This window comes from Halorarum halophilum (assembly GCF_013401515.1).
Taxonomy (GTDB): domain Archaea; phylum Halobacteriota; class Halobacteria; order Halobacteriales; family Haloferacaceae; genus Halorarum; species Halorarum halophilum.
Window position 1 is genome coordinate 1,507,686 of sequence record NZ_CP058529.1, and the last position, 16,975, is coordinate 1,524,660.

At 64.9% G+C, this 16,975-nt stretch carries 17 protein-coding genes; 4 read left to right on the plus strand and 13 right to left on the minus strand.

The window, feature by feature from the left end:
* Window positions 1-28: 28 nt before the first annotated feature.
* Window positions 29-574: a metal-dependent hydrolase gene (locus HUG10_RS07695; RefSeq protein WP_179169013.1), complete on the plus strand. Its 546-nt coding sequence runs from the start codon at window positions 29-31 to the stop codon at window positions 572-574.
* Between the two features lie 139 nt (window positions 575-713).
* Here the strand turns inward: HUG10_RS07695 and HUG10_RS07700 are convergent, their stop codons facing one another.
* The 4 genes from HUG10_RS07700 to HUG10_RS07715 all read right to left on the minus strand — a co-directional run bounded on the left by HUG10_RS07700 (window position 714) and on the right by HUG10_RS07715 (window position 4,955).
* A complete protein-coding gene (locus tag HUG10_RS07700) occupies window positions 714-1,730 on the minus strand; it encodes an AAA family ATPase (protein ID WP_179169014.1) in 1,017 nt (338 codons plus the stop codon).
* Window positions 1,723-2,835, minus strand: a complete 1,113-nt coding sequence (locus HUG10_RS07705; RefSeq protein WP_179169015.1) for a DUF4350 domain-containing protein — start codon at window positions 2,833-2,835, stop codon at window positions 1,723-1,725. The genes HUG10_RS07700 and HUG10_RS07705 overlap by 8 nt, the downstream gene beginning before the upstream one ends.
* Window positions 2,836-2,856: 21 nt before the next feature.
* Window positions 2,857-3,132, minus strand: coding sequence for a hypothetical protein (locus HUG10_RS07710; RefSeq protein WP_179169016.1), 276 nt, complete (start codon window positions 3,130-3,132; stop codon window positions 2,857-2,859).
* A 590-nt stretch (window positions 3,133-3,722) separates the two neighbouring features.
* Window positions 3,723-4,955, minus strand: a complete 1,233-nt coding sequence (locus tag HUG10_RS07715; RefSeq protein WP_179169017.1) for an HAD family hydrolase — start codon at window positions 4,953-4,955, stop codon at window positions 3,723-3,725.
* Between the two features lie 184 nt (window positions 4,956-5,139).
* Between HUG10_RS07715 and HUG10_RS07720 the strand changes: the two genes are divergently transcribed.
* Complete coding sequence (locus HUG10_RS07720) at window positions 5,140-6,471, plus strand: aminotransferase family protein (RefSeq protein WP_179169018.1); 1,332 nt, start codon at window positions 5,140-5,142, stop codon at window positions 6,469-6,471.
* Window positions 6,472-6,639: 168 nt separating this feature from the next.
* Here the strand turns inward: HUG10_RS07720 and HUG10_RS07725 are convergent, their stop codons facing one another.
* Window positions 6,640-6,798: a hypothetical protein gene (locus tag HUG10_RS07725; protein WP_179169019.1), complete on the minus strand. Its 159-nt coding sequence runs from the start codon at window positions 6,796-6,798 to the stop codon at window positions 6,640-6,642.
* 330 nt (window positions 6,799-7,128) lie between these two features.
* On the opposite strand from HUG10_RS07725, the gene HUG10_RS07730 reads away from it, so the two are divergent.
* Entirely contained in the window at window positions 7,129-7,323 is a 195-nt protein-coding gene (locus HUG10_RS07730) for a cold-shock protein (RefSeq protein WP_179169020.1), read from the plus strand.
* Window positions 7,324-7,533: 210 nt separating this feature from the next.
* Here the strand turns inward: HUG10_RS07730 and HUG10_RS07735 are convergent, their stop codons facing one another.
* The 4 genes from HUG10_RS07735 to HUG10_RS07750 all read right to left on the minus strand — a co-directional run bounded on the left by HUG10_RS07735 (window position 7,534) and on the right by HUG10_RS07750 (window position 11,149).
* Complete coding sequence (locus HUG10_RS07735; RefSeq protein WP_179169021.1) at window positions 7,534-7,803, minus strand: helix-turn-helix transcriptional regulator; 270 nt, start codon at window positions 7,801-7,803, stop codon at window positions 7,534-7,536.
* A gap of 617 nt (window positions 7,804-8,420) precedes the next feature.
* Window positions 8,421-8,702, minus strand: a complete 282-nt coding sequence (locus HUG10_RS07740; RefSeq protein WP_179169022.1) for a HalOD1 output domain-containing protein — start codon at window positions 8,700-8,702, stop codon at window positions 8,421-8,423.
* Between the two features lie 162 nt (window positions 8,703-8,864).
* Entirely contained in the window at window positions 8,865-9,794 is a 930-nt protein-coding gene (ddh, locus tag HUG10_RS07745; protein ID WP_179169023.1) for a D-2-hydroxyacid dehydrogenase, read from the minus strand.
* A 191-nt stretch (window positions 9,795-9,985) separates the two neighbouring features.
* On the minus strand, window positions 9,986-11,149 hold the full coding sequence (locus tag HUG10_RS07750) for a sensor histidine kinase (RefSeq protein WP_179169024.1): 1,164 nt from the start codon (window positions 11,147-11,149) through the stop codon (window positions 9,986-9,988).
* 191 nt (window positions 11,150-11,340) lie between these two features.
* Between HUG10_RS07750 and HUG10_RS07755 the strand changes: the two genes are divergently transcribed.
* Window positions 11,341-12,828 (plus strand): sensor histidine kinase, encoded by a 1,488-nt coding sequence (locus tag HUG10_RS07755; protein ID WP_179169025.1) that lies wholly within the window; start codon window positions 11,341-11,343, stop codon window positions 12,826-12,828.
* Between the two features lie 121 nt (window positions 12,829-12,949).
* Here the strand turns inward: HUG10_RS07755 and HUG10_RS07760 are convergent, their stop codons facing one another.
* The 4 genes from HUG10_RS07760 to thiC form a co-directional block, all read right to left on the minus strand.
* Window positions 12,950-13,810, minus strand: a complete 861-nt coding sequence (locus HUG10_RS07760; RefSeq protein WP_179169026.1) for an alpha-amylase family protein — start codon at window positions 13,808-13,810, stop codon at window positions 12,950-12,952.
* Window positions 13,811-14,125: 315 nt separating this feature from the next.
* Window positions 14,126-14,419 carry a HalOD1 output domain-containing protein gene (locus tag HUG10_RS07765; protein ID WP_179169027.1) on the minus strand — a complete coding sequence of 98 codons (294 nt, stop codon included), beginning with the start codon at window positions 14,417-14,419 and terminating at the stop codon, window positions 14,126-14,128.
* A 3-nt stretch (window positions 14,420-14,422) separates the two neighbouring features.
* Complete coding sequence (locus HUG10_RS07770; protein ID WP_179169028.1) at window positions 14,423-14,761, minus strand: DUF7344 domain-containing protein; 339 nt, start codon at window positions 14,759-14,761, stop codon at window positions 14,423-14,425.
* A gap of 665 nt (window positions 14,762-15,426) precedes the next feature.
* Window positions 15,427-16,875, minus strand: coding sequence for a phosphomethylpyrimidine synthase ThiC (gene thiC / locus HUG10_RS07775; protein ID WP_179169029.1), 1,449 nt, complete (start codon window positions 16,873-16,875; stop codon window positions 15,427-15,429).
* Between the last annotated feature and the right edge of the window lie 100 nt (window positions 16,876-16,975).

Below are 16,975 nucleotides of genomic sequence, written 5' to 3' on the forward strand. Positions count from 1 at the left end.
GGATCGCCCGCCAACACACGGTCAGGCAATGTGGCCAGTAGGGCACCTGGCAGTCGGGTACTTCTGCTACGTGGCAGTCGTGGCGTGGACTGACCGATCGCTTCCAGCCAACTGGCGGTCCCTTGCCGTGCTCGCGTTCGCGACGCAACTCCCGGATCTCATTGACAAACCGCTCGGGTACGCCGGAATTCTCCCCAGCGGCAGGTCGCTGGCCCACTCGCTCGTCGTCGTCTTCGTCGCTACCGCAGGCGTCCGGCTTGCCGTCAGTATTGCGCGCGCCAGGCAGGATCTCCACCTGTCGCGGTCCATTCTGGCTGCGTACCGTCTTCCGCTACTGGTAGGCTACCTATCCCATCTCGTGGCGGACTCGTATGGAGCGCTTCTCGCCGGTGGGGTCTGGCGTATCCGGTATCTCGCGTGGCCGCTCCTCCCTGCGATCGAGTACGGATCTGACGGGGTCGCACCCTGGAACCGACTCCTCGCTATGACGCTCACCCCCCAAATCCAGGCGGAGCTACTCCTCGCTGCAGCCGCGATCGTGGTGTTTGTAGCACTCAGACTGAGGAAGCAGTGACGCATTTTGTGGCGAGGCGCTGTTTATCTCCATCGAGAGAGTTGCCAACCCAACCACTATGAGGAGTATTGAACGGAAATAACAACCCGAAGGTCGCGGCCAGACGGGACGAGAGGCACTAGCGAGGGACTACGTTCAGTTAGTTCGAATCGTGTTCTGCAGGTTTCTGGTCGGCCTCTTGTGGGGACTCGGCTGACGGGACACTGCTCGGCGCGTCGACGGTGTTGACGAGCCGGTCGACGATGTTCACGGGGGACTCACCGCCGAGCTCCGCCTCCGTGGAGAGTACGAGTCGGTGGGCGAGCACTGGACGCGCAAGTGTCTTCACGTCGTCCGGAATGACGTAGTCACGGCCCCGGATCGCTGCCCGTGCTTTGCCGGCATTGAGGAATGCCAGGGTCGCACGGGGGGACCCACCGTGCTCGACGTTGGGGGAGTCGCGCGTTGCGGCAACGATATCGAGGATGTACTCCCGGACCGGTTCGGAGACGTGAACCTCCTCGACCGCTTCACGGGCGGCCAGGAACGTTGCTTTGTCGACCACCTGCCCTGCGGTCTCCGGTCCGAGGGTCGGGTCTTTATCGAATCGATCGAGAAGCTGGCGTTCCATCGCCCGGTCCGGGAGGTCGACAGTGAGCTTGAACTGGAAGCGATCGCGCTGCGCCTCGGGGAGGGAGAACGTTCCCTCCATCTCCAGCGGGTTCTGCGTCGCGATGACAGTGAACGGCTGGGGGAGTGGGAGCGTCTCGCCTTCGATCGTGACGTTCGCCTCCTCCATCGCCTCGAGGAGCGCGGACTGGGTCTTCGGCGTCGCGCGATTGATCTCGTCGGCAACAACCATGTTTGCGAACACCGGCCCCTTCTGGAGCTCGAACGCTCCCGTTCCCTCTCGATAGACGTGGGTGCCGGTGATGTCCGCCGGGAGGATGTCCGGTGTCATCTGGATCCGATTGTACTCCAGTCCGGTCGCCCGCGCGACGAGGTTTGCGATGGTTGTCTTGGCGACGCCAGGGACTCCCTCGAGCAAGACGTGACCGCCGGTGAGCATGCTGATCGTGATCCCCTCGAGCACGTCGTCGTTCCCGATCAACACCCGCCCGACCTCCTCGCGAATCGTTGCATGGACGGCCGCTGGGTCGACGTCTACGTCACTCATCGTCACGTCCTCGCCCACGGTGGGCAATAACAGCTGTTATGACACGATCGACCCTGTCCTCATCCCATTCGGGATGGCGTTCCCGAAGGGATGCTGCCAATGCCGCCTCGTCGATATGGAGTCTAGTCCTTCCCGAGACACCCTGTGTCCCTGACACCCGCCCGCGTGAGCTGTGAAGGTCGAACGTGGCCACGAGACGGCGCCAGAAGGTGGCGCCGCTTCCGAGTATCGCGACGGCAAGGAGTCCGAGAACCCCCACCAGTGCCGTGAGAACGCTCGACTTCTGTAACGCAAGTGCGATCGCCACGAGCGGCGGTTGGCCTGTGACGTGAGAGTAGTCGAGCAGGACGCGGTCGTGTGCCCCCATGACGTTCGCGACGAACTGGGCGTTTCCAGGTCGGTCAAGCATCGTATTGATGAACGCACTCGGATCCGACACGACGATCACCTGCCCATCGCCAACCGATTCGACCGCGACCACTGGTCGTTTCTGCAGGGATTCCGACTGGTCCAACTCTTCGTTGCCGTTCGTATCGAGGTACCCGTACGCCGACGAGTTCGCCACGGGCGTCGCCTCGGAAGCGACTGCCGTGCCGTTCTCCGTGGTGAGCACCGACCCATGATTGAGTGTGATTCCGTCGACACCGGCCGTCAGCGGGTGGTTGCCGACCCCGTCGGCGACGGGAAACGCGGGGCTCCGATAGTATCGTCGCTCGTCCCGGAGCGGGCGTCCGTCGACGCGTGTCGACGCCCCGACGCCAACGAGAAGTTCGTTCCCAGTCGACCCGTAGTCTTCCGCGACGAGCAGCGTTCCACCCTCCCGAACGAATCGATTCAGGACTGCCTGGTCCGCGGGCCCATACGGCTCTTCGGGCGCCAGGACGATCGCGACCGTCCCGCTGGGGTCGACCTCTCCGTACTCCGAAACGTTCGTCACGACCGTCGCCGTCGTATCCTCTCCATCAGCGATACCGCGGAGTTGCGAGGCGCCATCCCACTTGGCATTGTACGCACCGAAGGCGGCCGCGGACGTTACCCCTGCGACAATGATCGAGAGACAGAGTGCGGCGACTAGTGCGAGGAGTACCGCGTGCGGGACCCCCATCGAGTCCGACCACGTGTCCACTCAGATCACCCCCGCCGGCAGAATCGCGAGTATCCGTCGGATGACGACGTACCCAAAGACGACCAGTCCGATCGCGATGAGCCACCTGAGCCGATGCCGCCAGGCCGGCCCGACAGCAACTGGGGCGGTGAGCTCGGTGACGACGAGGAAACCGATGAGCGAGACGACGAAGAACAACTCGTATGAAAGTGCCCCCAACAGGGAGAGAACAAGCGTCGCTGCCAGCATCCAGGCTAGCTGAGCCCGAACGAACGCGGTGCGGCTCCCCATTTCCATGCAACCTGTCTCTGCCCCCCTGATACGAAAGTGTCGCTCTCGTCACCGATGAACCAGCCCACAAAAAGTGGACTGTCGAACGGAGCGAAACCGAAGTCTGGGCAGAAGAAACAACACGGTCGGCGAAATAAACCCCGTATCTATATCAAGTAATTGGCAATTTTCTGTCGATGGAGTTGCGTCTCTCCGAGAAACCACGTGGATTGAACATCATTGGGTGGGTCATGTGGGCAACCGCCATCGCCATGGTGGTGGTCGTTCTGCTCTGGTTTCTCGCGTCACTGTAGTCGTGTAGCTGAATAGAGGAAACGAATGCATTTCCGACGATACAGATATCGGGAAAGACCCAAAATACGCACAAATCTGTAATCTTCATCGCGGTTTACTGGCAAGTGACAAATTCACCACGCTCTCTTGAGGTACACAAACGAGTTAAATTCCGTACGAGAAACAAGAACAGTCAAATTGACGATCGGGAATGAACTGTCCCGTCCCTTCCTAGAGGTCACTACGCCCCCCTATACAGTTGAACAATCGACGAAAGTAAACCGTCGATACGATATTCGACGTCAGTAGAACACCGCCGCCGATTAATCGTCGAGCCCGACCAGCCGGTTCAGCGCGTACACTGTCCGGAGGATCTCGTCGGCGCCGCCGGGGGCGAACACGAGCTGGTCGGTCGCCTCGACGTGCTCCAGCACGGAGTCCGAGGAGTGGGCCGGCGCCGCCGCGATGCCGGCGTTCGCCTCGGCGGCCCACTCCATCACGCGGAGGTCCGACTTGCTGTCGCCCATGACGCAGACGAACGGGTCCTCGATCCCCAGCGCGTCCAGCGCCGCCCGCACCCCGGCCGCCTTGTCGAGGTCGTGGGCGGCCAACTCGGCCGCGTCGGCCCGGTAGAGCGCCACCGCCAGCCGTTCGAGGAGCGGCACCGCCTCCGCGTCGGAGTCGGCCGGCACATCGGCGCCGGCCCGCTTCAGCGACGCCTCGATCTCGGGGTCGACGTCGGCGAAGAACGCGCGGGCCGCCGCCGGGCCGTCGGCCACGTCCGTCCGCTCGGCGACCGCCTCGCCGACCAGTTCGAGGAGGTGCGCCATCGCCTCGTCGATCACCTCGTCGGCGCGGTCACTCCCCGTCTCGTAGTTCGGTTTCAGGGTGACGTTGAACTCGTTGCCCTGGAGGTGGCAGCCCCGCCGGACCGACTCGGGCGCCTCACGCAGTACGCGCGAGCGGACGTCGTCGACGACCCCCCGTACGTCGTCGTCCAGGTCGTCGTACAGTAGGCGCTTCGTGTCCGCGCCGCTACCCGGCGTGAAGACGCCCGCGCCTGCTTCGTACACAACGGAGACGTCCCCGGAGTGGACGAGTTCGTTCCCGAGCCCCTGGACGAGGAAGCCCTTCACGTTCTCGAGCGTCTGGCCGGTACAGATGACGAGCGGGACGTCGTGTTCGGCGAACTCGGTGAGGAGGTGGAGGGTCTTGCGGGGGATCTCGTTGTCCGTGTCGCCGGCCGACCGGAGCGTCTCGTCGACGTCGAGCACGAGCGCGTTCACGCTCCGACCGTACTTGCCCCGGAGATCGAGCGCGGTGAAGGCGGCCTCGCGGTCCGCACGCTGGGCGACCGACGCGAGCACGTCGCCGTCCGGAACCGAGGCCTCGATGCCGGCGCGTCGCTCGGCGAGCGCGGCGTTCGCCTCGTCCCACCGGTCGAGCGCGACGCGGGAGTCGAGCGGGGGGAACAGGTCGACGAACTCGCGGTAGGCCCGCAACGTCTCGGTGTCGAACTCGGCGTACAGTTCGTACAGCCGGTCGTAGAGGTCCATGGGTGCGGTTCGGGGGCGTCTGGAATAAAACCAGACAACCTATGGGGGAAGTCCCGTTTGTAGTGGGGAGTCCCTCCCTTCGCGCTCGCCGTCGACGAACGCTCCGGGTGGGGCGGCCTCCGCGAACCCGGTCGATGCGTGTGACTGTCCCACACTTATTGGCCCCCCTGTCGAACACGTTCCCATGGCAAACGAGCGCGCCCGGACGGGGGGGTCGACCGATACGACCGCGATCCCTCACTGGTACGACCCGGACAGTTCCGTCCCGACGATCGTCGAGGGCGAGGACGCGACCGTCTTCGACGACTCGGGGACCGCGTACCTGGACTTCCAGTCGCAACTGTACTGCGTCAACGCCGGCCACAGCAACGAGGCGATCGTCGAGGCGATGACCGAGCAGGCCCGCCGGATCCCCTACGTCTCCTCGGCGAAGCACAACGACACGCGCTCGGCGCTCGCGGGGCGGCTCGGCGAGATCGCCCCCGGGTCGCTCTCGGACGTCTACTTCGCCATCTCGGGGAGCGAGGCGAACGAGACCGCCGCCCAGATCGCCCGGGTGGTCAAGGACGCGCCGAAGGTGCTCACCCGCTGGCAGTCCTACCACGGGGGGACGGCCGGCGCGGGGAGCCTCACCGGCGACCCGGACACGCGCGCGACGCTGGAGCGCCACGCCGCGACCACCGGCGCGGGCAAGTTCCTGCCGCCGCTGCCCGAGTGTTTTGACGCCGACTCGCCGGAGGACCTGGCCGAACAGGCCGCCGACCACGTCGAGTTCGTCATCCGGAACGAGGGCGCCGACTCGGTCGCCGCCATCCTGATGGAGCCGATCGCCGGGACGAGCGGCGCGTACACCGCGCCGCCGGGCTACTTCGAGCGGCTCCGGGAGATCTGTGACGAGTACGACGTGCTGCTCATCTCGGACGAGGTCATCGCCGGGTTCGGCCGCTGCGGCGAGTGGTTCGGCATCGATACGGAGGGCGTGGACCCGGACATGATCACCTTCGCGAAGGGGGTGACGAGCGCGTACGTCCCGCTGGCGGGCGTCGTCGTCGACGAGGGTATCGGCGAGACCGTTCGCGCCGACTCGTTCGACCTCGGCCAGACGTTCGCCGGCCACCCGGTCGGCTGTGCCGCTGGACTGGCGGCCATCGAGGAGTACGAGGGCGGACTCATCGACAACGTCGCCGAGGTGGGGCCGCACCTGGAGTCCAGACTCCGGGACCTCGAGGACGAGTACGACGTCGTCGACACGGTTCGGGGGCGGGGGCTGCTGTGGAGCGTCGTCTTCGCGGACTCCGAGTCGGGCGAGCCGTTGTTCGACCCCCTGGGAACCGAGGAGGGGGAGAACCCGGTCGCAGCCGTACGGTCGGCGGCACAGGAGCAGGGCACCCTGTTCGGGGCCGGCCGCCCCGACGTCCAGGTGATCGTCAGCCCGCCGCTGTGCGTCACCGAGGCGGAGATCGACGAGGCGGTCGACGCGCTCTCGGCGGGTATCGAGGAGACGTTCGGCGGATAGCCGCGATCGCTGGCGACCGGATCGTTCAGACGGAAGATCGGCGCTAGGAGTTCGCTGACTATCGTCTACTCGAAGCGGTCCACTTTCGCTCGTACACGGCGTGAGACGGGGGGTCGAAAAATACCGATCGAACCCCGCCCGTACTGCTCGGTGCTCCCCGTTCTCGGCTCAGGCGACCGCGGTCGCCATGGCCGAGAGTTTGAGCTGGGAGCCATCCGCGCCGGCCGCCCACCCGGTCGAGGACTGACGGCGGTTGTAGGCGGCGGTCGTGCGGAAGCGCTTGACGACTGTCGATGCGGTCCGTCGGGTCAGGATAGTACTCGCCATAGAGTAAACTCGGTTCCCGCCCGTCGTAAGGGTTGCGCGGGATGGAATCACAAATCATCGGGAAGCGCTGCCAACATGGTGCTGAACCAGTATCATCCAACTTACCGAGATTTCGGTACTACTAGAGGGGAGACCCTGTTGAGTAGCGTCTGAAGCCAAGTCGTGTCGATGACTCGGGTTCACCGACCCGGTGGCACGGACGGGTGAAGGACCGATCAGTGCAACGGAGGCCCGGATCACTCAGCGAAGGGAGTTACCTGCTGTCCCACGGTCGTGGTATCACGACTCTCGGAACGCCTTTACGTGTACTCCCTGTACGTTTATTTGCAAATGGCGAACGGAAAAGTTGATTTCTTCAACGACACTGGCGGCTACGGTTTCATCTCCACCGAGGATGCTGACGACGACGTTTTCTTCCACATGGAGGATGTCGGCGGCGAGGATCTGACGGAAGGCACTGAGATCGAATTCGACATCGAACAGGCCCCCAAAGGCCCGCGCGCGACGAACGTCGTCCGCAACTAAACCACCGACTTCAGACGCCGCCACACGGCGGCACTGGACGACGGCTTCATTCTTCCAACACCACCATTCCCGAGCGACGCGACGGTTGCAAGTCCATCGAATAGCTGAATTAGTCGTCCCCGTCCGGCGGGTATCCGGAGTCCGGTCCCTCTCGACCGGGTATACCCCGCCCGGGTCCGGCGGGTACCGCGTTTCGGAGGTGCCGGTGGTTCACACGCGAAGACGGTCGTCGGCGTCGTCGGTATCGTCGGGGTCCCCGGTCGTGGTGACGTCGTCCGAGGGGACGTGCTCGGGGAGACAGACGATGTTCTCCCTGCCGACCTGCAGGCGCACGACCTGGCCGTCGTTCTCCATCTCCTGGAGGATGCGACTGATCGTTGAGCTCGACAGGTCGGTGAACTCGGTGAACTCCTTCTGTGGGAGCGTGCCACCCTCGTCCTCGACGAGTCCGGTGAAGAACTCGTCCGGCTGAAGGTCCACCTCCGTGAGGAAGTGTCGTCGACTGGATAGCTCGCTGGGGTCGTAGTCCGGAAGGCCCCCGTCCGACTCGGCGTCCGTCGTTTCGGACGGGAGTTCCTCGCGTTCGGTCGGTTCCGCCGCGTGCTCGGAGGGCTCGGACCCCGTCTCCCCTAGTTTGGTAACGACTCGCCGAACACGCTGTCGAAGTTCGCTCAATTCGGGACCCAACCTACCGTCGTTTGGCGATATCCACCCTTGAACGTGCGTCCTAATCTATTAGGGATGCCGGCGTCGGCGCTTACGACGGGAAAGCGAACCCTACTACGTTGATGACGGGGAACGCCCGAAGTGCTCGAAGAGGGGCGTGGTACTGGCATCGCACTCACGTTCGAACGAACCGGTGGATAAATCGAACACGGTGATGGAGTCGCTACCCGTGGGTGGATGGAGTCCGAGTGACGTGCCCGAGTTCTTGTCCGTGCGTCTTCAGCGCGGGATCAAGGGGTAGATTCGGTCTTCGACTTTCTGGGAGACGCCGGGAGGAGTCCGAGAGCAGCTGTGGTACACCCGCCAGTACCACTCCGGTTCGGGAGATTCGCTCTAGTTCCGGTAGCTGCGACCTCCTTCGGCCGACGTCCTCACGAGGTCGGGGGTTCTCTCACCGAGTCGTCCTCGACGAACACGTGACCATCGCTCGACACGGTGACCCAGCAACCGCTGTACTCGAAGGATATCTCGCCGGCACACCTCATTCCGCCCTCCCCCGTAAAGAGCACGTCCAGCGCGTCCGGGTCGAGCACTTCGTACAGCGGGGGGTCGAGCGAGAGGGCCTCCGTCCCCTTGTGCCGCGCCACGCTTTCGACGACCGAGTAGCTCAGGGACTCCGCGTCCGCCTGCGTTTCCGTTGAGGGACCTTTCACTGCCCCTATAAAAGGTGCTTCGCGGGATAAGCGTCTCGCACGACCCGTGTCGATGCTGTTCGAACCCGTCGATCGACTCGAAACTCCGTCCCGGGAGCGGAGGTCCGCCAGGACACGTCCGACGAACTGCCACTCGGTCGGTGGCGGTCGGGGCGCTCGTACTCAGACGACGTGGTTCGCGAGCGTCTCGTTCGCGTCGAGTCGGCGGACGTTCTCGCGGACGAGGGCTCCGACGCGTCGGTAGTACTCGCGGTTGGCGGCGGCGGCGTGGGGGGTTACGATCACGTTCTCGCGCTCCCAGAACTCCGACCGGTCGGGCAGGGGCTCCGTCTCGAAGACGTCGAGAGCCGCCCCGGCGAGTTCGTCGTCGCGTAGCGCGTCCAGGAGCGCCGAGTCGTCGACGACGCCGCCGCGCGAGACGTTCAGGAGGTACGCGTCCTCGCGCATCACCCCGAACTCGTCGGCACCGATCGACCCCTCCGTCCGGTCCGTGAGCGGCACTGCGACCGCGACGAACCGGACGTCCGCTATCGCCTCCTGTAGCTCGCCCGGGGTGTACACCCGCGAGATGTGTTCGACCGGGGTGGGCGTTCGCTTGACCCCGACGACGTCGACCCCGAGCGCGTCGGCACGCCTGGCGATCCCCTGTCCGAGCGTTCCCAACCCGACGACGCACAGCGATTCGCCGGGCAAGGTGAACGGCGCATCCCACGGCGGGAACTGCCACTCGCGTCGGCGTTCGTTGTCCCGGTGGACGTGCAGGCGACGGGCGAACTGGAGCATGTACCCGACGACGGTCTCGCCGACGCTGTCCCCGTGTATCCCGGTGCTGCTCGTGAGCGCGATGCCCCGTCGCTCCAGCCGATCGAACGGGAAGCGATCGACCCCGGACTGGATCGAGTGGATCCAGTCGAGATCCGCGTCGAGGAACGACTCGTCGTAGGAGAACGTCACGAGCGCGTCGCACTCGTCGAGGTCGGCCGCCGTCTCGACGATCTCGACCGTCGGCTCGACGTCCGAGAGCGCGTCGCGAAGGACGGACGGGGGGAACAACACGTCGACGGACGTGTGGACACCGATTCGGGAGAGCATGTGGCTACGTCCTGCCGCCCCCCACATAAACTGAACCCGTGGTTCCCGGATTGCCCCTCCCTGCGCCGGTCGGCCCACCGCTGGCGGCTCGAATCCGACAGCGAAGCGCCGGCGACACCGCGACCGCACGCCGCCGAACACGCGTATAGAACCGGAGCAGCCAGTTCCGGGTCACTTCGGAGTGACCGTTCTCACGTGGACGCGAGAGACTGGTCGAGGAGCGTCGGCTCTCGTTCGTGGCCGTCAGGGATGGTGAAGTAGAACGCGGCCCCCTCGCTGTGATCGGATTCGACCCACATCTTCCCGCCGTGACGCTCGACGATCCGCTCGCAGAGCGCGAGCCCGATCCCGACCGTGTCGGTCTCCAGCTCCTCGTCACGGTGGAGTTGCTGGAACACCTCGAAGATACGACCGTGGTACTCGGGGGCGATTCCGATCCCGTCGTCGGTCACCGAGAACCGCCACGTGTCGTCCACACGTTCGGCGCTCACGTGTACCGTCGGGGACTCCTCCCCGCTGTGTTTCACGGCGTTCGAGAGGAGGTTCTGGAACACCAGTGCGAGCTGAGCGGAATCCCCGGAAACCGTCGGTAGCTCGTCGGCGGTGATCGTCGTCCCCGTCTCCTCGATCAACAGGCGGAGGTTCTCACGGATGTCCCGGAGGACAGCGCCGGTGTCCGTCGGCTCCAGGGGATCGCCGCTGTTGGTCACACGCGAGTACTCGAGGAGGCGCTCCACCATGACCCGCATCCGATCGGCACCGCCGACCGCGAACCCGATGAACTCGCGCGCCTCCTCGTCGAGTTCGTCCTCGTATCGGTTCTCAAGCAGCTGGAGGTAGCTCGACACCATCCGGAGGGGTTCCTGGAGGTCGTGGGAAGCGGCGTAGGCGAACTGTTCGAGGCGTTCGTTGGACTTTCGGAGCTGTTCCACCGTCTCGCGGAGGTCGCGCTCACGGGTCTTCGCGCGTGCGTTGTAGACGCCGGCGACGAACCCGGCGACGCTCCCGAGCGCCGTGAGGATGAGCACGTTCGTGACGAGGTTCGTGAGATCGGCGGCCAGCGCGGTGAGGAGGAGGACCCCGAGGACGACCCCGATACCGCCGAGACACCACCTGGCGACCGTGGGGAACAGCTCGGGGCGGATCTCGGTCCGGGGCAGGCGGTAGCAGCCGTAGAGGAGAACGAGACCGGGGCCGCCGACCAGAACGCCGACGACGAGATGGAACGTGAGCGACGGGGTCACGGCTCCCGGTACGATCGGGTATCCGGCCGCAAGTACGACGTAGAACCCGCCGAGCGCCCCGACGAGACGTCGCCCGCCGACCGCAGGGAGAAGTCGATTCGACGGAGCCATTGCATCCACCTCGAATCCGATTACTATCAGGGTAGCGATGGAGTGTGAACGCCCGAACAGGTCGAATCGTTCAGTGCCGGCAACCGGATCCCGAATTACCCCCGACGTTCCGATACGAACACGAGTACCGCACCTGCAAAAAATGAGGATATAAACATTCCCACCGCCTAGTCGAGGTAGGGTGATGCTAGTTGCGTTCGCTGAGTAAGTCCACGCTTCTCGACGACCTCGACGATCTGTTCTTCGTCTTCGACGAGAGGGGAACGTGCGTCGAGTGGAACCGGGCAACAGTGGACGTGACAGGCTACGCCGACGGGGAGCTCGCGGACATGACCCCCGACGAGTTCTTCGAGGGGGACGACGTCGACAGGGTGCTGGACGCGGTCGCGGAGGTCCTCGAAACCGGCGGGGCGACAGTGGAGGCGAAGCTCGTCACCGTCGACGGCGAGCGGATCCCGTACGAGTTCAAGATCCGCCACCTCTCCCGCGACGACGGATCGGACGTGTTCGCCGGGGTCGGTCGTGACGTGACCGAACGTCACCGCCAGCGGAAGGAGATCGAGAACCGGATGCGCGTGCTCCGCGAGATGTACGAGATCATCGCGGATCGCCATCGGCCGTTCACCGAACAGGTCGAGGCGCTCCTCGAGCTCGGACGAGCGGAACTCGACACCGAGTACGGCTCGCTCTCCGAGATACGGGGCGACGACTACGTCTTCGAGGTGGTGGATGCGGACGGCGACGAGATCGAACCGGGCGACGTCGTGCCGCTGTCGGCGACGAACTGCGAGATCGCGGCCAGCAACGAACGGACGCTCGTCCTACGGGACGTCGCGAGGGACGCGCCGACGGAAACCGATCGACTCGGCTACACGGACTGGGGGGTCTCGTGTTACATCGGTGCGCCGGTCTTCGTCGACGAGGAGGTGTACGGGACGTTCTGTTTCTACGACACCGAGCCGCGGGACGGCCAGTTCACGGAGTGGGAGGTGACGTTCGTCGAACTCATGAGCCGGTGGGTGAGTTACGAACTCCAACGCCAGCAGGCGAACGAACGGCTTCGACGCCAGAACGAGAAGCTGGAGCGGTTCGCGGCGATCGTGTCCCACGACCTCCGAAACCCGCTGAACGTCCTCGAGGGGCGGCTCGAGTTGGTCGAGGAGACGGGGGATCCGGTCCACTTCGAGCACTGCCACTGGGCCGTCGAACGGATGAACACGCTCATCGGCGACCTGCTGACGCTGGCCCGTGCAGGAGCGGTGATCGACGAGACGGAGTTCGTCGAACTCGAATCGATCGTCAAACGGTGCTGGGGGAACGTCCCGGCGACCGAGGCCACGCTTCGAGTCGAGACCGAGCGGACGATACGGGCCGACGGGACGCGGCTCCAGCAACTGCTGGAGAACCTGATTCGAAACGCGGTCGAACACGTCGGTGACACGGTGACGGTCACGGTCGGCGACCTCCCCGACGGCTTCTACGTCGCCGACGATGGACCGGGGATCCCGCCCGAGGAACGGGAACGCGCGTTCGAGAGCGGTTACACCACCCTGTCGGACGGAACCGGGTTCGGGCTCCCCATCGTCCGGGAGATCGCCGAGGCCCACGGCTGGACCGTTCGACTCACCGACGGCCCCGAGGGCGGGGCACGCTTCGAGTTCACGGGGGTTTCGACGTAGGCGAGGCGATCCTAATAGCTCACCGCCGTTTGCGAGGGCTCGTTCGCTCCCGGCTCACTCGCCCTCGCTCCGATCACAGGCAGCTCGCCTGCAAGCTCGCCGCCCACCTTCGAGACCTCGCTCACTCCGTTCGCTCGCCATCGCTGCCCCCGAACGTGACGCCCTCCTGCGAATCGGCCTGCATCCGACGCAGCGCCGCGGCGGCCTGGCTCGCGTCGTAGCCGAAGAACACCTCGTTCGCGTACGCCTCGGCGACCTCTGTCGCGTGGATCAGGCTGTCGATGTCGACGTTGACGGCGTACAGTTCGACCGAGAACGGCGTGTCGAGCCCGTCCAGCCGGCTCACGAACCCCTTGGCGATGGTCTCCAGCCAGTACGTCGTCCCGTAGTGGGTGTCGTACAGCGGGACGACGAACTCGTCGACGTGCTCGGCGAGCGCGTCGACGTCGAGGCCGGCGCGCTCGTGGAGGTGCCCCGGGTACGGGTCGGGGTACAGCGTGAGGTACGCGCGACCAGGGATCCGCTCGGCCGCCTCGGCGACGAAGTCGGTGATGACCTCCGCGCGCCACTCGGCCCAGTCGTCGTAGTCGCTGGCGTCGAACAGTTCGGTACAGCGATCGCACCGGCAGTACCCCTGGCGCGGGAACCCCACGTCGTCGAGGCGGACGTCGCCGTTCACGTCGGCGCAGTCCTCGACGATCTCGAGGAGGCCGCGGCGGTAGTCCTCGTGGGTCGGACAGACGTACGCCCAGTCGAAGTACGTGCGGTCGCGGGTCGCGGGGGCGCCCGCCTCGTCGACCGGGACGAGTTCGGGGTTTGACTCGGCGGCCGCGTTGTCGCCGAAGCAGGACACCATGTTCACCGCGTTCTCCAGCGGTTCGGCCGAGCGCCCGGTGACGTCCTTCACCTCGTAGAAGCCGCGGTCGAACTCCGGCCAGGCGACCTCCTCGGCGTTCCGTGTGACGACCCCGTAGTCGGTCATTGCACGGGGATAGACCGGGTGTGTGGGTAAGTCTCTCGGAAGATCCTGTTGGAATCCTCTCGTTCAGACACAACACAGCGTGACTATTCGGGTCGTAATCGGAGACTCAGAACAGGTTCTTGAACTCCAGGAACCCCACCGAGCGAACTACGGTCGGAGTCACATTCTCGAATTCCACATAGTTCATTAGTGGGTCTACGTCGCATCCAGTCACCGATCGGTGACGGCTGCCACGTGAAGGGGCAAGAGCTCATCGGTGCGATAGACGGATTCCCGACATGGCTCCTAAGGTTGTTCTGGACCAGCCTCGGCCGCCTATTCGGTTAGTCGGTCCGTGACGCGAATCTCGACCCCACCATCCCCCCAAAGTTCGACCTCGACCCCGTCAGTTCTGAAATTCACGGTCGTTCTCGGTCGTGCATCGTGGCGGAACAACGAATTGAGTGCGTCGGGGTCGATATCCTCGTAGAGGACGAAGTCGGTTCGCTGAAGGTTGTCCCTCTTGCAGTCCTCGATGGCGTCGAGGACCGCCTCGGTCAACGTCCGGTCCTGGTCCGGAGTGTAGGAGGCTTGCACCGCGTTCGCTGGTTCGTGCTCGTTCTGCGCCATAAGCTACTCCCACCCCCATATGATTGCGGAGTTGAAGTCGAAGAGGCGTTCCTGTATGTGTTCGAGCCGCGAGTGACCGTGATACCGCACCGTTTTGGTCCGTTCATCGTAGTCGACGAGTCCCACGGCTGCCAGTTTGGGGAGTGCGATGTGGTGGAATCGTATCGAAGCCCGAGGTTCGCCGTCGTTGTCTCGTCGGGCGGTCGCAACGGCGTCACCCGAATCAAGCTCCGCGGACGCGTCTCTGAAGTACGAGAGGGCGAAACGACACATCTCTCCCAACGTATTGGCGAAGTGCGGGGCTTCCCCCACAACGTTGCTGTCTCTGTCCCAACTGACCACACCTTCCTCCTCTAATTCTGAGAGGGTTCTGTGATTTTGTTTGAGACGTGGAATTTCCACCTCTTCAGTGGCAGAGAGTGGATCCTCACGTCGGTCGTCTTCGGACCGTTTGCTAACACTCATTGACTGTATAAGGGGTCGAACACCGATGTAGCCCCCATATTTTCACAGAGAGTAGTTGTGTGACGAACTGAGTGACACTGTAGTCCCTGCCCACTAAGCAGGTTCTTCTAAGCGGCTGTTTCGCCTCTGCTAGGCTGAAACGAACGACGACAGTCTACTGCACACATCCGCTGTATTCAGTAAACGACGTTTGGCAGATTCCGGAGGGGTCGATAGTCGCACCGAGAATCGTAGTACCTGTATCGACCGCAACCGGGCCAGGTTGTATCACTTCCTGGGGATTTCAACGAAGCCCCTCGGAAGAATACCGGTCGGGAAGGGATGGCAGGGTGGTCGGCGAGCGATCCGGGGCGGGGGTGCCGCGTCGACGAACGACGTTACTCCTCGATGTCGACCTCGATGGGTTCGCGCTCGGTCCCGAGCACGAGGTACAGCAGCACGACGATGCCGAACAGGACGACGAGCTTTGCCTTGCCTGACATGCGCCCGGCTACACAGGGCCCCCACTAATCGGTTCCGACCACCGGCGTCACGCCGGCGTCTCAGTCGTCCGCTTCCTCGGGCGAGGTCCTCCTGTCACCGTCGAACGTTTCGGGCGGCCAGGTCGGGAGGTCGTCCGTGTCGTGGGTTCCGACGGGCGGGCGGTTCACCTCGGCCGCGACGGACGCGTTGAGGTCAGTCCCGTCCGCGAAATCCGCCATTCCGTCGCCGGCCTCGCGCGCGTCCTGGTCGATGCGCATCGAGCAGAACTCGACGCCGCACATCGAGCAGAACCGGGCCTCCTTGTAGTTGTCACCGGGCAGCGTCCGGTCGTGGAACGATTGCGCGCGCTCGGGGTCGAGCGCGAGGTCAAACTGCCGTCGCCAGTCGAAGGCGTACCGCGCCTCCGAGAGCGCGTCGTCCCAGTCGCGCGCGCCGGGCAGTCCGTTCGCCACGTCGGCCGCATGGGCGGCGATGCGGTAGGCCGCCATCCCGTCCCGGACGTCCTCGCGTTCGGGTAGTCCGAGGTGCTCCTTCGGGGTCACGTAACACAGCATCGCGGCGCCCGCGCGGGCGGCCTCGGTCGCGCCGATGGCCGAGGTGATGTGGTCGTAGCCGGGCGCGACGTCGGTGACGAGCGGGCCGAGCACGTAGAACGGCGCGCCGTCGCACACCTCGCGCTGGCGGTCGACGTTGTCGCGGATCTCGTCCATCGGGACGTGCCCCGGCCCCTCGACCATGACCTGCACGCCGCGATCCCGCGCGAGCCCGGTCAACTCCCCCAGGGTGTCGAGTTCGGCGAACTGCGCCTCGTCGGAGGCGTCCGCGAGGCTGCCCGGTCGGAGGCCGTCGCCGAGGCTGACGGTCACGTCGTACTCGCGGAAGGTCTCGCAGAGCCCCGGGAAGTCGACGTACAGCGGGTTCTGCTCGCCGTGTTCCTCCATCCAGCGCGCGAGGATGGAGCCGCCCCGTGAGACGATGCCCGTCGTGCGCCCGTCGGTCAGCGGGAGGTGCTCCATCAGGACGCCGGCGTGGATGGTCATGTAGTCGACGCCCTGCTCGGCCTGCTTCTCGATCACGTCGCGGAGGAGGTCGTGCGTCAGGTCCGCGGCCGACCCGGCCCGCTTGACCGCCTCGTAGATGGGGACGGTGCCGACCGGCACCGGGGAGTGGGCGACGTTGGCCTCACGGATGCGGTCGAGGTCCGTGCCCGTCGAGAGGTCCATCACCGTGTCCGCGCCGTAGTGGACGGCGGCGTGGAGCTTCTCGAGTTCCTCCTCGGGGGCGCTGGTGTCGGCGCTGTTGCCGATGTTGGCGTTCACCTTCGTCGCGAACGCCTCCCCGATGACCATCGGGTCGAGGCCGTCGTGCTCGCGGTTGTGCGGGATCACGGCACGGCCGGCCGCGACCTGCTCGCGGACGAACTCCGGGTCGCGCTGTTCCCGGTCTGCCACTCGTTCCATCTCGGGCGTCACTTCGCCGTCACGGGCGCGTTCGAGTTGCGTCGGCATCGATTACTCAGTGATACCACAGAGTGATAAATCTAGGAGAATCCTCCCGCACGGAGTTCGGGAACTGATCGAGGAGAACGGGAAGGGACGATAGTCGAGG

What these genes read in the sequence shown, in the direction of transcription:
- HUG10_RS07700 (WP_179169014.1), bottom strand. Translation starts at nt 1,730, where the DNA reads ATGAGTGACGTAGACGTCGACCCAGCGGCCGTCCATGCAACGATTCGC.
- HUG10_RS07750 (WP_179169024.1), bottom strand. Translation starts at nt 11,149, where the DNA reads ATGGCTCCGTCGAATCGACTTCTCCCTGCGGTCGGCGGGCGACGTCTC.
- HUG10_RS07705 (WP_179169015.1), bottom strand. Translation starts at nt 2,835, where the DNA reads ATGGGGGTCCCGCACGCGGTACTCCTCGCACTAGTCGCCGCACTCTGT.
- HUG10_RS07730 (WP_179169020.1), top strand. Translation starts at nt 7,129, where the DNA reads ATGGCGAACGGAAAAGTTGATTTCTTCAACGACACTGGCGGCTACGGT.
- HUG10_RS07760 (WP_179169026.1), bottom strand. Translation starts at nt 13,810, where the DNA reads ATGACCGACTACGGGGTCGTCACACGGAACGCCGAGGAGGTCGCCTGG.
- HUG10_RS07720 (WP_179169018.1), top strand. Translation starts at nt 5,140, where the DNA reads ATGGCAAACGAGCGCGCCCGGACGGGGGGGTCGACCGATACGACCGCG.
- HUG10_RS07765 (WP_179169027.1), bottom strand. Translation starts at nt 14,419, where the DNA reads ATGGCGCAGAACGAGCACGAACCAGCGAACGCGGTGCAAGCCTCCTAC.
- HUG10_RS07695 (WP_179169013.1), top strand. Translation starts at nt 29, where the DNA reads ATGTGGCCAGTAGGGCACCTGGCAGTCGGGTACTTCTGCTACGTGGCA.
- HUG10_RS07715 (WP_179169017.1), bottom strand. Translation starts at nt 4,955, where the DNA reads ATGGACCTCTACGACCGGCTGTACGAACTGTACGCCGAGTTCGACACC.
- thiC (WP_179169029.1), bottom strand. Translation starts at nt 16,875, where the DNA reads ATGCCGACGCAACTCGAACGCGCCCGTGACGGCGAAGTGACGCCCGAG.
- ddh (WP_179169023.1), bottom strand. Translation starts at nt 9,794, where the DNA reads ATGCTCTCCCGAATCGGTGTCCACACGTCCGTCGACGTGTTGTTCCCC.
- HUG10_RS07725 (WP_179169019.1), bottom strand. Translation starts at nt 6,798, where the DNA reads ATGGCGAGTACTATCCTGACCCGACGGACCGCATCGACAGTCGTCAAG.
- HUG10_RS07710 (WP_179169016.1), bottom strand. Translation starts at nt 3,132, where the DNA reads ATGGAAATGGGGAGCCGCACCGCGTTCGTTCGGGCTCAGCTAGCCTGG.